The organism is Erythrobacter sp. (assembly GCF_035194505.1).
Taxonomy (GTDB): domain Bacteria; phylum Pseudomonadota; class Alphaproteobacteria; order Sphingomonadales; family Sphingomonadaceae; genus Erythrobacter.
The window spans coordinates 129,871-145,402 of record NZ_CP136573.1 but is presented as its reverse complement, the minus strand read 5'-3'; the positions used below and the strand labels follow the sequence as shown (position 1 = coordinate 145,402).

The following is a 15,532-nucleotide window of genomic DNA, read 5'->3' as shown; positions in this document are numbered from 1 at the left end:
CTTACTTGGAAGGAAGGGAGAAGCGCACCACGCGCCCGCCGGCCACATCGGTGACGTAGATATGCCCGTCCGGCCCGATCGCAAGATCATGGCCGAGGCTCGCGTCCTTTCCGGGCAGGCTGATATCGAAGGACTGTTCGATGGCGCCGTCGGCACCATAGACCCGGATCACCGCGCCCTTGCGGTCCGCCCCGTCGCGCCCCTCGACCGCGAGCAGCCGCCCGCCGCCCAGGGGCTTGAGGGAGTAGGTGTGATTGCCCGCAGGCGAGACCCGGCTTTCGGCGAGCTTGCCGGCATGATCGAAGATCTGGATCCGAGCATTCTCCCGGTCGGCGACATAGATGCGGCCCTCGTCCACTGCGACGGCGTGGGCAATATCGAACTCGCCCCAGTCGCGGATGAACTGTCCCTGCGGCGAGAACTCGGCGACGCGGGTGTTGACGTAGCCATCGGCCACCAGCACCCGCCCCGGAAGGAAGCCGACATCGGCGGGACGGCCGAAATGCGCGCTATCCTGCGCGGTGACGCCGCGTGTGCCGATCACCAGCTCCTGCTTGCCTTCAGGGCTGAAGCGGAACACCTGTTCATGCGCGACATCGGTGATCCAGACCTTGCCGTCCGGATCGATCGAGATGCCGTGCGGCATGATGAAGAGCCCTGCGCCCCATTGCGCGAGCAAGGTGCCATCGGGGGCGAACTTGAACACCGTGGACTCGGCAATCGGCGTGGTCGGAAAAGGCTCCTCCCACTTGCGTCCGGCGCGGTGGAGCACCCAGACATTGCCTTGCGCGTCCACATCGACCCCGCTGACCTCGCCGAACGTCGCGCCCGCCGGAATGGTCGGCCAGCCCTTGTCGACCTCCAACACCGCGACCACCTCGCGCGGGGGCGGCGCGGCATCGCAGGCCGCCAGCGCGATGACTGCCAGCCCGGCGAGGACGCGGCGCATCAGAAGGTGACCGGCCCGGCCATTTCCTCGACCGTCCACGGCAGGCCGTGTTCGTTGAGCATCGCCATGAAGGGATCGGGATCGAGCTGTTCGATGTTGAACACGCCCTCGCCCTGCCAGTCCCCGCGCACCATCATCGCCGCGCCGATCATGGCGGGGACGCCGGTGGTGTAGCTGACCGCCTGATTGCCGGTTTCCTCGTAGGCCGCCTCATGCGAGCAGATGTTCTTGATGTAGAACGTCTTCTCGCCCGAGCCGTCCAGCGCCTCGCCGGTCGCGATCACGCCGATATTGGTGTTGCCCTTGGTAGTCTCGCCCAGCGTTTCGGGCTGCGGCAGCACCGCGGCGAGGAATTGCAGCGGGATGATGTCCTTGCCCTGATACTTGACCGGCTCGATCGAGGTCATGCCGACATTCTGGAGCACGGTGAGATGGGTGATGTACTGGTCACCAAAGGTCATCCAGAAGCGCGCACGCTCCAGCTCGGGGACGAACTTCGCGAGGCTTTCCAGCTCCTCGTGATACATCAGGTACATGTTCTTGGGGCCGACCGCTTCGAAGTCGAACGCCACCTTGTTCGACATGGCCGGGGTCTCGACCCACTCGCCGTTTTCCCAGTGGCGCGCGGGCGCGGTCACTTCGCGGATGTTGATTTCCGGGTTGAAGTTGGTGGCGAAATGCTGGCCGTGATCGCCGCCGTTGCAGTCGAGAATGTCGAGCTGGCGGATGGTCTTGAGCTTGTGCTTCTTGAGCCACATGGTGAAGACAGAGGTGACGCCCGGATCGAAGCCCGAACCCAGCAGCGCCATCAGGCCGGCATCCTTGTAACGGTCCTGATAGGCCCACTGCCACTTGTATTCGAACTTCGCCTCGTCCTTGGGCTCGTAATTGGCGGTGTCGAGGTAATCGACGCCCGCTTCAAGGCAGGCATCCATGATCGGCAGGTCCTGATAGGGCAGCGCGAGGTTGACCACGAGGCCCGCACCCACCTTGCGGATCAGATTGACCATCGCCGGGACTTCCTCGGCGTCGATCTCGTAGGTCGGAATATCGCGCCCGCAGCGCTCCTTGACGCTGGCGGCAATCGCATCGCATTTCGATTTGGTGCGGCTGGCGAGGTGGATTTCGGGGAAGATATCCGGATTGAACGCCATCTTGTGGACGCAGACCGAGCTGACCCCGCCCGCACCGATGACAAGGACGGTTTTGTTCTCGGGGGTGGATTTCCCTGCCGACATGATAGGAACCTTTCGTGAAGCGCGAATCTTGGGCCGCGCCTTAATCCAATGCTTGGCGGGGGACAAATGATCCGGACCGAAGTCAGAATGCCAACCACCGAGGGCGTGCGTGCCGCGGCAGAGGCGGTGGCCGCAATCCTGCCGCCCACCCCGCTGCTGCCGGTGGAGATCGGCGGTGTGCGGGCGTGGGTGAAGGCGGACAATCTGCAACCCATCGGTGCCTTCAAGATCAGAGGCGCGTGGTGGCGGCTGTCCTCGCTCTCGCCCGAGGAACGCGAGGGCGGCGTGGTCGCGGTGTCATCGGGCAATCATGCGCAAGGGGTGGCATGGGCCGCACGGCGGCTCGGTGTGAAGGCGGCCATCGTGATGCCGCATGACGCGCCGCAGGTGAAGCTCGCCAACACCCGCGCGCTGGGGGCCGAGGTGGTGCTCTACCAACGCCCCGGAGAGGATCGCGATGCGGTTGCGGCCAAGCTGATTGCCGAGCGGGGCGGCACGCTGGTCCACGCTTTCGGTGATCCCTGGGTGATCGAGGGACAGGGCTCGGCCGCGATAGAGGCCGCGGCGCAACTGGGCCGCGCGCCCTCGCGCATCATCGCCTGTTGCGGCGGCGGCGGGCTGGCGGCGGGCCTCGCATTGGGCGCGCCGGACAGCGCGATCCATCCGGTCGAGCCGGTGGGCTGGGACATGGTCGGCCAGTCGATGGCGGCGGGAGCCATTGTCCACGCCTCTCCGCAAGCGCCCAAAACCATCTGCGACGCGCTCCAGCCGCCCGCGACCAAGCCGATCAACCTCGCCGTGCTCAAGGGCCGCGCCGAACCCGGCGTCGCGGTGACCGATGCCGAGGTCCGCGCCGCACAGCGCTTTGCCTTTGCCACCCTGCGGCTCGTGGTCGAACCGGGCGGCGCAGCGGCGCTGGCAGCAGCGCTGGCGGGCAAGGTGCCGGTGGACGAAGGTACCGTCATCATGATCACCGGCGGCAATGCCGATCCGGCAGCCTTTGCAGCGACGATTGCAGGGACGGACTGAGGCTCCGGCCAAGGAGACTGTGGAAAGCGTCACACAGCCGACACGCTAGGGCCATACTGCGCCAGCCAGACACAGGCTGAGGACGCGTGGCACATGGCGACACAGGCAAAGCGGATCATCGAGGATGCGGTGGTCCGCAAGGATGCAGGGCTTGGCGACAAGCTGCTCGACAAGGCCTTCGCCCTCGCCTTCAAGGGCCTCGTATACGCCCAGATCTGGGAAGATCCGGTGGTCGACATGGAGGGGCTCGATATCCGTCCCGACAGCCGCCTGATGTGCATCGCCAGCGGCAGCTGCAATGCGCTGTCCTATCTCACCGCGAACCCCGAAAGCGTGACAGCCGTCGATCTCAACCATGCCCATGTAGCGCTCGGGAAGCTCAAGATCGCGGCGATCCGCCACCTGCCCAGCTACGAGCGCTTCCACCGCTTCTTCGCCCATGCCGATCACAAGGAGAATGCGGCGGTCTACCGCGAGATGATCGCGCCGCATCTCGATGCGACCAGCCGCGCCTATTGGGAGCAGCGCGACCTTCGCGGACGCAGGCGCATCAGCTATTTCACGCGCGGCATTTATCGCAAGGGCTTGCTGGGCAATTTCATCGGCCTGGCCCATGTCTTTGCCAAGCTCTACAAGATCGATCTGGCCAAGGTGCTCGACGCTTCGACGCTGGAGGAGCAGCGCGCGGTGTTCGAGCGGGAGCTCGCACCGGTGTTCGAGAAGCGCTTCATCCGCTGGCTGACCGATCAGCCCGCCTCGCTGTTCGGCCTCGGCATTCCGCCTGCACAGTTCGAGCATCTCGCCGGTGATGAACGCATGGCCGAAGTGCTGCGACGCCGGCTCGAAAAGCTTGCCTGCGATTTCGAGGTCAAGGACAATTACTTCGCATGGCAGGCCTTCGGGCGCGGTTATGACCGCTCGGAAAACGCGCCGCTGCCGCCCTATCTCCAGCGCGCCAACTGGGAGGTGATGAAGGAGCGGGTGGAGCGGCTCGACGTGACGCGCGCCAATATGGTCGACTGGATTGGCGCGCGCGAGGAGGCGAGCATGGACCGCTTCGTGCTGCTCGACGCGCAGGACTGGATGAACAACGCCCAGCTCGATGACCTGTGGACGAAGATCACCCGCGCCAGCCGCCCGGGTGCGCGGGTGCTGTTCCGCACCGCTGCCGAGCCAAGCCTGCTGCCCGGGCGGCTCGATGACAGCATCCTTTGCAAGTGGCGCTACCTCGATGCGCTCTCCGCCGATCTGACCCGCCGCGATCGCTCGTCGATCTATGGCGGCGTCCATGTCTACGAGCTGGCGTGATGGCTTCTGCCCCCCGCCCCTCGCACGCAGCGCTGATGGACGAGGTCTATCGCGGGCAGCGCCACATCTATGATCTGACGCGCAAATATTACCTGTTCGGGCGCGATACGCTGATTGCGGGTCTGGATGCGCGGCCCGGAATGCGGGTGCTCGAGGTCGCCTGCGGGACGGGGCGCAACCTTGCCAAGGTCGCCAAGGCCTGGCCGGGTGTGCGGCTGTTCGGCCTCGATATCTCGGCCGAAATGCTCAAGAGCGCGCGCGCCGCGCTGGGCGAGGCGGCGCGGCTTCGCGAAGGCGATGCCTGTTCGTTTGACGCCGCCGTGCTGCTCGGCGAGCCGCAGTTTGACCGGGTAATGATGTCCTATTCGCTCTCGATGATCCCCGAATGGGAGGCCGCACTGGATCATTCCGCCAGCCTTCTGGCTCCGGGCGGGACGCTCCATGTGGTCGACTTCGGTGACTTCAGAGGCCTTCCAGCCCCGCTATCGCGCCTGCTTGAGGGCTGGCTGGCAATGTTTCACGTGAAACCCCGCCACGATCTACCCCAAGCCGCCGCCCGCATCGCCGCCGCCCGCGGACTGCTGCTGACCAGCAAGCGTGGGCCGCTGGGCTATTTCCAGAGGCACGTTCTCACCGCCTGATAGGTTGCAATTGACAATCGGTAATCGCTCTCGCACCTAGGGCTGCAGAGGCTTTCGAGAGGGGATCAATCGATGCAGGCGCAAATGCTCGCGCCCGCCGCCGTGCTGGTGGTGTGGACGCTGATCGTGCTGTTGTGGATCATTCCGGCGCGGTTCGGTGCGGTGGCGAAAATCACCGACAAGTCAGTGCTGCCCAACAAGACGGGCGTGCGCGGCAATGATCTGGAAGGCGTGCTGCCGGACAAGGCCAACTGGCCCGCGCATAACTACACCCACCTCGTCGAGCAGCCGACGCTGTTCTATGTCACGGTGGTGATCCTTGCGCTGACCGGCCCGGCGGCGCTCGATGTGACGCTGGCCTGGGCCTATGTGGCCCTGCGCGTCGTCCATTCGCTGTGGCAGAACCTCGTCAACACGATCCCGGTGCGCTTTCTGCTGTTCATCACCAGCTCCATCGCGCTGATCGTGCTGGCGATCCGTGCGGTGATGGCAACCCTGCTTGCGGATCCGTCCGCGCTTCCGGCCTGAGGAGAATAAGACAATGATAGGAATGGACATCCTGCAGCCGGTGGTGGCCCTGCTGGCGTGGACGATGGTGATGTGGGTGTGGATGTACGCCACCCGCATCCCGGCGATGAACAAGGCCGGGATCGATGCCAAGAACCTCGTCGGCGGCGAAGGTTCGAGCCTGCGCGGCTTGCTGCCCGATACGGTCAGCTGGAAGGCGGACAACTACAACCACCTGCATGAAGCGCCGACGCTGTTCTACGCGGTGGCGATCGTGCTGGCGATCATCGGTCAGGGCGACGGGCTCAACACGCAGATTGCCTGGGCCTATGTCGGTTTGCGCGTGGCCCATTCGATCGTGCAGGCGACCTTCAACCGCGTGGCGATCCGCTTCGGGTTGTTCGCGCTGTCGAGCTTTGCGCTGATGGCGCTGATCCTGCACGCCGCAATCGCGGTGTTCCACGGGTAACGCTTCCATCCCTCCCCGTTCCCCCGGAATGGGGGGGGCTGGAATATCAAATCACTCCGCCGCTTCGGCCTGCAACTGGTGCGCGCGGGCGGCGAGGAAGCGTTCGCCGTCGAGCGCGGCCATGCAGCCCATGCCCGCCGCGGTCACTGCCTGCCGGTAGACGTGATCGGTCACGTCTCCGGCAGCAAACACGCCGGGAATCGCGGTCTTGGGCGTGCCGGGTTCGGTCAGCAGATAGCCGCTGTCATCGAGCGGCAGCTTGCCCTTGAACAGCTCGGTCGCCGGCGCATGGCCGATCGCGACGAAGGCCCCGTCGACCTCGATGGTCGAAGCCTCGCCCGTCACCGTGTCGGTCAGCGCGAGGTGGTGGAGCATGCCGTTCCCGCCCGCTTCGAAGCTGTCCACGGCCTTGTTCCACAGCACGGTGATCTTGGGGTTGTTGAACAGGCGTTCCTGCAGGATCTTTTCCGCGCGCAGACTGTCGCGGCGGTGGATCAGGGTCACGTCGTCCGAATGGTTGGTGAGGTAGAGCGCCTCTTCGACTGCGGTGTTGCCGCCGCCGATGACCGCCACCTTCTTGCCGCGATAGAAGAACCCGTCGCAGGTCGCGCAGGCCGAAACGCCCTTGCCGCCCAGCTCCATCTCGCCCGGCACGCCCAGCCACTTGGCCTGTGCACCGGTGCAGATAACCAGCGTCTCGCCGATATATTCATCGCCGCTGTCACCGATGGCGCGGAACGGCGCGCCGTTCTCGAGATCGACCGAGACGATGGTGTCCCACATCATGCGCGTGCCGACATGTTCGGCCTGCGCCTTCATCTCTTCCATCAGCCACGGGCCCTGCACCACATCGCGGAAACCGGGATAGTTCTCGACATCGGTGGTGATGGTGAGCTGGCCGCCCGGCTGGAGGCCCTGCACCACGATCGGTTCGAGCATGGCGCGCGCGGCATAGATCGCTGCAGAATAGCCTGCCGGGCCGGAGCCGATGATGAGCATCTTGGTATGATGGGTGGCCATTGATGGTGCCTCTTGTGAATCTCAGGGCCGCGATATGGGAGCGGTTGCGGCGATTGTCACGCCACCAGCCGTTCGCGCAGGCGCGCTTTCATCGCCTCGTCCACACCTAATCGCGCGGCGAGATAGGCGTCGATAGAGCCATGATCGCGCGTCACCTCGGCAAAATAGATGTCGATATATTCGGGCAGCACTCCCATCAGGTTGTGCAGCGCCTCGGGTTCGATCGCGCCGTAATGGGCCTCCATGCGCGGCAGGGACTGGCGTTCGAGGATAGCGCGGGTGGGCGCATCATTGGTGCGCAGGAACTCGGCCACCTGATCGTCGCGATGCACGCCCAGCACATGGAGCAGCAGGCTCGCGGCGATCCCGGTGCGGTCCTTGCCGGCAAAGCAATGGACGAGGTTGCCCCCGTCACGCTGATCAAGCGCAGCGAAATAGCGGGTGAAGATGTCGATCATCGCCGGGTTCACCGGCATGCGGGTATAGACCGCCAGCATCCGCTCGCGCGCCTTTTGCGGGGTCATGACAATCGCCCCGCCCCCGCCTTCGTGCGGCGGGGAATTGCTGGTCTCGCCATCATAGGCGATCACCTGCGCGGCAAATTCGGGATGGCGGCGGCAGGGAAAGCCCTCGCGCTCGCTGGTGCCGCGCAGATCGATGATGGTGCGGATATCGAGCGCGTGGATCAGATCGAGATCGGCATCGCTTGCCTCCATGTGCTGGCCCGAGCGGAACAGCACGCCGCGCCGCACCCGCCCGCCGCCCGGCACCGCATAGCCGCCATAATCGCGCAGGTTGTGGATGCCTTCGGTCGGCAGGAACGGCCCGATGCCATCGGGCTCGGCCAGAGTGCTGGTGGTTTCGCGAATCATCCTGCGACACTGGCAGCGCCCGGTGACAGGAGCAAGGCGAGCGCCGCTGCGGCGACACTAGGGGCGAATGCGAGGGCGCGGTCCAAGGGGCCTTTCAGCACCGCGTGGTTAACAGCGCAGCAGGAAACCGACCGACACGAAGACCTGCCCATGGCCCGCATCCTGATTGCCGATGATGACGAACTGGTCGCCGAACTGGCGAGCGAGGTGCTGATCGATGCCGGGCACGCCTGCGGCTGGGTCACCAGTGCCGAGGAGGCCTTCGCCTGCATCAAGCGAAAGCGGCCCGATATCCTGCTGCTCGATCACGCCATGCCCGGCGAAACCGGCCTCACCCTGCTGCGGCGGCTGCGCCGGTCAGAACGGTTCTATGATCTGCCGGTGATCATGTTCACCGCGATGAACGGCGCGGCGGACGAGGCCCAGGCGAACTATGCAGGCGCGCAGGATTTCATCCGCAAGCCCTTCGATCCGGCGCTGCTGGTGCGGCGGGTCGGGCGGATCATCACCGCGCGCGGCAATCGTCCGCGCCATGTCGATCTGCGCACCGCACTGGCGATCGACGGCCAGAACGAAGGCCCGGCGCTGCGCCGACGGATGATCTAGGCCGCCTGCGCGCTCAGCAACCCGCGTCCGATCACCTGCGCCTGAATCTCCGCTGCGCCCTCGAAGATGTTGAGAATCCGCGCATCGCACAGCACTCGGCTGATCGGATATTCGAGCGCATAGCCATTGCCGCCGTGGATCTGCACGGCATTGTCAGCCGCCGCCCAGGCCGTGCGCGCGGCGAGGAGTTTCGCCATCCCCGCCTCGATATCGCAGCGCGCCTCGCGGTCCTTGGCGCGGGCGGCATAATAGGTCAGTTCGCGCGCCATGATGATATCGGCGACCATGAGCGCGAGCTTGTCCGCCACCCTCGGAAAGGCGGCAATCGGCTGGCCGAACTGCTTGCGGCCCTGCGCATAATCGAGCGCGAGATCGAAAGCGTTCCACGCCACGCCTATGGCGCGCGCGGCGGTCTGGATGCGGGCGCCCTCGAAGGTGCGCATCAGCTGCTTGAAGCCCTGCCCCTCGCTACCCCCAAGCAGACCGTCGGCTGCAACCGCAAAGCCATCGAAGCCCAGCGCATATTCCTTCATCCCGCGATAGCCGAGCACTTCGATCTCGCTGCCATCGATTCCGGCATCGGGGAACGGCGCTGCATCGCTGCCGCGGGTCTTTTCAGCGAGCAGCATCGAGAGACCGGCATAGCCCGGACGCGCCGGATCGGTGCGCACCAGCATCGTCATCAGATCGGCGCGGGCTGCGTGGGTGATCCAGGTCTTGGCCCCTGTCACCCGCCAGCTGCCATCGGACTGCCGCTCGGCCCGGGTGCGTACGGCGGCAAGGTCCGATCCGGTGTCGGGTTCGGTAAAAACGGCGGTGGGCAGGCATGATCCATCGGCGATGCGCGGGAGGAAATGGGCCTTCTGCGCCTCGGTACCATTGTGGGTGATGAGCTCGCCCGCGATCTCGGAGCGCGTGCCGAGGCTGCCGGCGCAGATCCACCCGCGCGACAATTCCTCCGAGACCACCGCCATCGCCAGCTTGCCCATGCCGAGCCCGCCGTGGCTTTCGGGGATGCACACGCCGAACACGCCGAGCTGCGCCATCTCGGCGATCACCGCATCGGGGATCAGGGCATCGGCCAAGTGCCAGCCGTGGGCGTGGGGCGTGATCTTTTCGGCAGTGAAGGCGCGGAATTGCCCTCGCACCATATCGAGCGTCTCGTCCCCCAGAGCCTCGTCGGGACGCGCGCCGTCTGCCAGCAGCGCGGCCAACCTCGCACGGGTCTGCGCGGTGCTGCCTTCGGCCAGAAACCGCTCCACAGCCGGATCGGCGGCAAGCCCACGCGCTTCCGCATCGGCGCCCAGAGCTGCGGGGCGCACCACCTCGCTGGCGCTCATCGCGAGGCCATAGGCAAGCTGGCCCAGCGCTTCGCCAAACCCGATCCGCAGGGTCAGTTCCTCGGTCTCGCCGAAAAGCCCGGTGCTGTGTGCACGTGCGGCCCAGTCGGCCGTGGCTTCGAGCGCGGCGAGCGTTGCCGCAGCCCACGCATAGCCATGGACCGCGTGCTGTTCGCGCTCCAGCAGTGCCGGATCGGGCGCGCCGCCGGGCGCCACCCGCGCGAACAGCCCTGCCCGCACCGCCTCGCAATAGTTGCGCGCTGCCGCAATCGCGCCGCGCGCTTCGATGATCCATTCGTTCATGACGAAGGCTGCTAGCAGAGCGCACCGCCTGAGGCGAACCCGCAAAAACGTAAAAACCCCGCTAGCCGCAAGCGCGGGACAAAGTCCATGTTGCCATTGGGTTACACTGTCACATCAAAAGTCAATTGCGAGGCAGGCTTGCGGACTTCACGGGTTGCCGCGCCGCGATGGCTGCGGCATTTTTGGTGTCCGGCCTGTGAAAGAAGGCAGGCCGTTCAACACCAAGGTGGGCTGAGACCCGGAGCCAATCCGGGGCCTCGCCTTGAGCAGGAAGAACCGCTCCGGAGCTTGCCCGGCGCGCGGCAATTACCGTCGTGTGCCAGCAGCCCCGGTCACACGTGGTATCCGAGCTCCTCCGGCGTAGCTCTGGATATCCTGCAAAGTTTTGTACGCCGGTGCGAGGACACACAATGCGTTATTCGACACATACCCGCCAAACCGCATCGCGCGGGGCGCTGGCCGCCGCGCTGTTCGTTTCGCTGCTCGCCCCGGGCGTCGCCCAGGCGCAGGACAGCGTCGCTGAAGAAGACGCCGCAGAAGCCCCGGGCGAACAGATCGTCGTCACCGGTTCGCGTATCGCGCGCGATCCCAATGCCGTCGCGCCGCTGCCGGTCAGCACGCTCGATGCCGATGCGCTGCGCAATTTCGGCTCGACCGACGCAACTGCCGCGCTGCGCCAGATCCCGGCGCTGATTTCCTCGGGCACTGTCGCCGACTCGATCGAGCGCGGCGCGGGCGGTGTCGGTCAGGCAACGCTCAACCTGCGCCAGCTCGGCGCCAACCGCACGCTGGTGCTGATCGATGGCTGGCGCCACGTCTCGGGTGTGGCCGGTTCGCAGACCGTCGACGTCTCGACCATCCCCAACGCCCTGATCGAGCGCGTCGAAGTGCTCACCGGCGGCGCCTCGGCCGTCTATGGTGCGGACGCGGTGACCGGTGTGGTCAACTACGTCCTCAAGCGCGATTTCGAAGGTGTCCAGCTGGACGGCCAGATGAGCATCTCGTCGAAGGGCGATGGCCGCAGCTACCGTCTCGAAGGCGTTGTCGGCCAGAACTTTGCCGATGGGCGCGGCAATGTCACGCTCGCGGCAGGCTACACCAAGGACGATGAAATCCTGTTCGGCGCGCGCGAGTTCACCCGTGACAATGGCCGCGGCAACAACTCGACCACCTATGCCAATCCGCTGCGTCGCTTCCAGCGCGGCGAGATCAATGCGGCCACCATGCCCAACTTCGCCAACCGCTTCCGCGTTGGTGGTGCTGGCCGCTTCCCCTATGGCCAGCTGATCCCCACCGCGACGCAGGTCGCAACATTCTTCCCGGGCGGCATCACCCCTGCCGAACAGGCGCTGGTTGACCGCGCAGCGGCAGCGACCGGCTTCGTCATCGGTTCGGACCCGCGCTTCGCGATCTCGTCGAACCAGGGCCTCGTGTTCCGCAACGACTTCAACTTCTTCTCGGCCGACATCAACAACAACGGCGTTCCCGATTGTAACGAGAGCTTCATCGGGCGCACCGGCTTTGGCGGCGGCGGCTGCTATGTCACCACCCCCGAAGGCGGCGTGCGCATCTTCCAGGATGGCATCGTGGCAACCGGCGCCAACCAGTTCGGCGGTGACGGCGCGGTGGAACGCACCAACGAAACCTCGCTGATCCCGGGTTCGGAGCGTATCTACGCCAACCTGCGCACCAGCTTCGAATTCTCGCCCGCCGCGCGCGTGTGGATGGATGCCAAGTATGTCCGCAACGAAGCGACCAGCCGCAACAACTACAACACCTTCTACGACACGCTGTTCATTGCCCCGGACAACCCCTTCATTCCGGCCGTGCTGCGCGCGGATTCGAACGCTGCCGGGGGCCTGCGCATCAGCCGTGACTTCCTTGACCTCGGGCCGGGCATCTCGACCGCCAAGCGCGAGACCTACCGCATCGTCGGCGGGGTTGATGGCGAGATCACTCCGCACCTGAAGTACGAAGTGGTCGGCAACTACGGTCGTACCGACAACGCGACCACCTTCAGCAACTCGGTGCGCTATGACCGTCTGTTCGCCGCGATCGACGTGGTGACCGACCCGCGCACCGGCCAGCCGGTGTGCCGTTCGACCCTGAACCCCGCAGCCGCGCCGCACCCGGGTTCGGAAGCCTTCCCGGTCATCGCACCCGGCTTCTTCACCTTCCGTCCCGGCGACGGCCAGTGTGTTCCGGTCAACCTTTTCCGCGGCACCAACTCGGTCAGCCAGGCCGGTGTGGACTTCATCACCACGCCGACCACCAACCGCGCCCGCCTCGAACAGACCGTCATCACCGGCCTGCTGAACGGCGACACCGGAGCGTTCTTCAACCTGCCGGGCGGTGCTGTCCGCTTCTCGCTGGGCGCGGAATACCGCAAGGAAAAGTCGCGTTCGACGTTCGACGATCTGCTGCTCGGCCTGCTTCCGGAAGGCTCGCCTGCAGGCCCTGCCGGCACCTTCATCGGCAACGTTTCGCCCAACCAGAGCCTCGTGTTCGATGCGACCCGACAGTTCAACGCCGGCGGCCAGTTCGATGTCTACGAAGTCTTCGGTGAAGTGCTGCTGCCGATCCTTGCCGATACGCCGTTCTTCCAAGAGCTTACGCTGGGTGCAGCGGGTCGCTATGCGGATTATTCGACGGTTGGCGGGGCCTTCACCTGGAACGTCAACGGCATCTGGGCCCCGATCGAGGATATCCGCTTCCGCGGCACCTACGCTCAGGCCATTCGCGCTCCGAACATCTCGGAACTGTTCAGCCCGCAGCAGACCGCGACCTTCCGTCCCAATGATCCGTGCAGCCAGTCGAACATCGACCGGTTGATTGCGAGCAATGATCCGGCGGCACAGAACCGTCTGAACAACTGCCGTGCGGACGGGATTCCGGCCGGGTTCGAGGATCCGCTGACCGCGCGCTTCTCGGGCACTTCGGGCGGCAACCCCAATCTGAAGGAAGAAACCGCAACGACCTTCACCGTCGGCGCGGTGATCCAGCCGCGTTGGGTGCCTGGTCTGTCGATCTCGGCAGATTATTACTCGATCAACATCGAGGACGCGATCCAGGCGGTTACCGCGCAGGATATCGTCGACAGCTGCTACGATCTGCCGACCTTCCCCAACGATTTCTGCGGATTGTTCACCCGTAACCGCACAGCGGGATCGCAGACCTTCCTGGGCCTCAACTTCCTCCAGCAGAGCCAGATCAACTTTGCGAAGCTGGACACGCGCGGGGTCGACTTCCAGGTCAATTACGGTTTCGATCTGGGCAAGAACAACTTCAACCTGCAGGTTGGCGGCAACTGGACCGAGCGGCTCGATCGTTTCTTCGATCCGGTCGATACCACCTTCGTCAACCCGGGCCTGCGCGAACTGGGCGCTCCGGAATGGGCGGGCTTCGGCTCGGTCACCTGGAACCGCGGCGACTTCACCCTCAATTACGGGGTGCAGTATATCGGTTCGACGGCGGTTGCCTCGGTCATCCAGATCGAGCGGATCGACACCGAGTTCGGCCCGGCCGGGTTTGCGCCGGAATACTGGCTCCACAACCTCGCCTTCAACCTCGATGCCACCGACGAGATCACGGTCTACGGCGGCATCAACAACCTGACCGACGAGGAGCCTTACCTGTCGAGCTCGGCCTACCCGGTCTCGGGCATCGGCCGCACCTTGTTCCTCGGGGTGACCGCGCGCTTCTGATCGCGATCACAGGCCCATAAAAAGGCGGGCGGGGCAGCAACACGCTGTCCCGCCCGTTTTTTGTTGCACGGCGCTATCGTCTCAGCGCGGCTCGGCCTTGGCGAAGGCAGCAATCCTTTCCTCCTGCGCAAGGCCGAATTCGGCAAGGCAGTGCATGTAGCGCGGGAAGAACTCCATCGGCTTGTCGATCCGCTCATCCTCCAGCCGCCATTGCCAGCATGTCCTCGGCTCCTGCTTCACCCCGTCAAAGGTGATCGCAGACGTGAAATTCAGATGCGCCGGATCGAGCCGCAGGAAGCGGGTCTTGAAGCCTTTGTCGCGAAATTCCTTGTCGGCCATGAACACCGAGCTGCGATAGGCCTGATTGGTCATCACGCTGACGGTGCGCTGGGCGAGTTCGGCGAAGTTCCATTTGGGGTGGGGATCATCGATCCCGGGCTCGATTGGCTTGCCCTCGTCATCCACCGGACAGCGCTCGAGCCCGCAGAAGCGCGGCACTTCGAGCGTGGCATTGACGATCAGGAACAGGTTGCGCGGGGTATTCGGCTCGCGCTGCTGCTGCTGGGTCTTGGCGATCGCGGCTTCGTAGGACTTGGCGGTAAAATCGACCAGCACCCCGAACCGCGCACCGCCATCGATATAGAGGCGGTTGTCGATGAAAACCGGATCGGCCTGCATCGGCACAGACGACGACGCGAGCAGCGCCTCGATATAGCATTGGCGCATCTGCTCGGCGCCCGCCGGATCGGTCTTCTTGCGCGCTTCGTGGAGCTTGGCCGCCTCGGTCAGTTTGAAGATCGACAATTCGCCCGTCCCCATCTCGACCGCGCCGACCAGCAGCTGGCGCCCCGCGAGCGCCTCGTCGGCCACGGCCTTCATGATGTCGGGCGTGATCAGCGCATTGAGCCGTTCGCGCAGCGGGGTGAGGCGGGCGAGCGTGCCCTTGGTCGCAAGGCTGCGCCCCGCCGAAAGCGGCTTCTGATCAAGCCGGCCCTTCACCAGCGGCTTCAGCAATTGGGCCTCGTCCGATATCCGGTATTCGCGCAAGGGCACATCGGTGCGACCGAGAAAGGCGAAGGTCGCTTGCAGCGATCCGGTGCTGATCCCGGTCACCAGCCGGAAGCGCGGCAAGGTGCCGCCGCGCGCAGGGTGATCGGCCCAGCCCTTGAGGAACCCGGCTCCGAAAGCACCCTGCTGGCTGCCGCCCGAAAGCACCAGCACCGATTGGCTCACATCCGGCTTGCCCTCGGCATTGGCTTCGGTCTCGAGCGTCTTCAAGGGCTGCGACAGCATCTCGGTCAGCATCGTCTCGATCGGATTGCTCTCGGCGAGGCTCTCGGACACGCTTTCTTCCGGCGGTCCGTCGTCGGGCGCGACCACTGCGGCAGGCTGGCGGATGTTGCTGGGAGGCAGGGGCACGCACGCGCCCGAGGTGATGATCTCATGGCACCCGGTCGGCGCGGGGCGCGGGGCCAAATTGTGCTTCGGCGTGATCGCACAGCCGGCCAATGTCGTCGAAAGCAGCGCGAGGGCAGACAGCCCGCAA

The 15,532-nt window shown here is 65.3% G+C and carries 13 protein-coding genes; 7 read left to right on the top strand and 6 right to left on the bottom strand.

Going from position 1 to position 15,532, the window contains the following annotated elements:
• Nucleotide 1 precedes the first annotated feature (1 nt).
• Complete coding sequence (locus tag RSE14_RS00765; RefSeq protein ID WP_324075255.1) at nt 2-949, bottom strand: peptidyl-alpha-hydroxyglycine alpha-amidating lyase family protein; 948 nt, start codon at nt 947-949, stop codon at nt 2-4.
• Nucleotides 949-2,187 carry a saccharopine dehydrogenase family protein gene (locus RSE14_RS00760; RefSeq protein WP_324075254.1) on the bottom strand — a complete coding sequence of 413 codons (1,239 nt, stop codon included), beginning with the start codon at nt 2,185-2,187 and terminating at the stop codon, nt 949-951. Before RSE14_RS00760 ends, RSE14_RS00765 begins: the two co-directional genes overlap by 1 nt.
• A gap of 87 nt (nt 2,188-2,274) precedes the next feature.
• On the opposite strand from RSE14_RS00760, the gene RSE14_RS00755 reads away from it, so the two are divergent.
• From RSE14_RS00755 to RSE14_RS00735, 5 genes are all read left to right on the top strand, one after another.
• Complete coding sequence (locus RSE14_RS00755; RefSeq protein WP_324075253.1) at nt 2,275-3,216, top strand: threonine ammonia-lyase; 942 nt, start codon at nt 2,275-2,277, stop codon at nt 3,214-3,216.
• A 93-nt stretch (nt 3,217-3,309) separates the two neighbouring features.
• Nucleotides 3,310-4,524 (top strand): BtaA family protein, encoded by a 1,215-nt coding sequence (locus tag RSE14_RS00750; protein ID WP_324075252.1) that lies wholly within the window; start codon nt 3,310-3,312, stop codon nt 4,522-4,524.
• The gene (locus RSE14_RS00745) at nt 4,524-5,165 is read left to right on the top strand and encodes a class I SAM-dependent methyltransferase (RefSeq protein WP_324075251.1); all 642 of its coding nucleotides are present in this window, start codon (nt 4,524-4,526) and stop codon (nt 5,163-5,165) included. Before RSE14_RS00750 ends, RSE14_RS00745 begins: the two co-directional genes overlap by 1 nt.
• Before the next feature lie 72 nt (nt 5,166-5,237).
• Nucleotides 5,238-5,693, top strand: a complete 456-nt coding sequence (locus RSE14_RS00740) for an MAPEG family protein (RefSeq protein ID WP_324075250.1) — start codon at nt 5,238-5,240, stop codon at nt 5,691-5,693.
• Nucleotides 5,694-5,706: 13 nt separating this feature from the next.
• On the top strand, nt 5,707-6,141 hold the full coding sequence (locus RSE14_RS00735; protein ID WP_416379356.1) for an MAPEG family protein: 435 nt from the start codon (nt 5,707-5,709) through the stop codon (nt 6,139-6,141).
• Nucleotides 6,142-6,192: 51 nt separating this feature from the next.
• Here the strand turns inward: RSE14_RS00735 and trxB are convergent, their stop codons facing one another.
• Both trxB and RSE14_RS00725 read right to left on the bottom strand, forming a co-directional pair.
• Entirely contained in the window at nt 6,193-7,161 is a 969-nt protein-coding gene (trxB, locus tag RSE14_RS00730) for a thioredoxin-disulfide reductase (protein WP_324075248.1), read from the bottom strand.
• Nucleotides 7,162-7,217: 56 nt separating this feature from the next.
• Nucleotides 7,218-8,033 carry a tyrosine-protein phosphatase gene (locus RSE14_RS00725; RefSeq protein ID WP_324075247.1) on the bottom strand — a complete coding sequence of 272 codons (816 nt, stop codon included), beginning with the start codon at nt 8,031-8,033 and terminating at the stop codon, nt 7,218-7,220.
• Between the two features lie 150 nt (nt 8,034-8,183).
• Between RSE14_RS00725 and RSE14_RS00720 the strand changes: the two genes are divergently transcribed.
• Nucleotides 8,184-8,639 carry a response regulator gene (locus tag RSE14_RS00720; RefSeq protein ID WP_324075246.1) on the top strand — a complete coding sequence of 152 codons (456 nt, stop codon included), beginning with the start codon at nt 8,184-8,186 and terminating at the stop codon, nt 8,637-8,639.
• On the opposite strand, the gene RSE14_RS00715 is transcribed toward RSE14_RS00720, so the two are convergent.
• Nucleotides 8,636-10,282: an acyl-CoA dehydrogenase family protein gene (locus tag RSE14_RS00715; RefSeq protein ID WP_324075243.1), complete on the bottom strand. Its 1,647-nt coding sequence runs from the start codon at nt 10,280-10,282 to the stop codon at nt 8,636-8,638. The genes RSE14_RS00720 and RSE14_RS00715 overlap by 4 nt on opposite strands.
• 410 nt (nt 10,283-10,692) lie before the next feature.
• Here RSE14_RS00715 and RSE14_RS00710 point away from each other — a divergent pair, with 410 nt between their 5' ends.
• Nucleotides 10,693-13,986, top strand: a complete 3,294-nt coding sequence (locus tag RSE14_RS00710; RefSeq protein WP_324075241.1) for a TonB-dependent receptor domain-containing protein — start codon at nt 10,693-10,695, stop codon at nt 13,984-13,986.
• Between the two features lie 81 nt (nt 13,987-14,067).
• Here RSE14_RS00710 and RSE14_RS00705 read toward each other — a convergent pair whose 3' ends face one another.
• A complete protein-coding gene (locus RSE14_RS00705; protein WP_324075239.1) occupies nt 14,068-15,405 on the bottom strand; it encodes a patatin-like phospholipase family protein in 1,338 nt (445 codons plus the stop codon).
• Nucleotides 15,406-15,532: the final 127 nt, after the last annotated feature.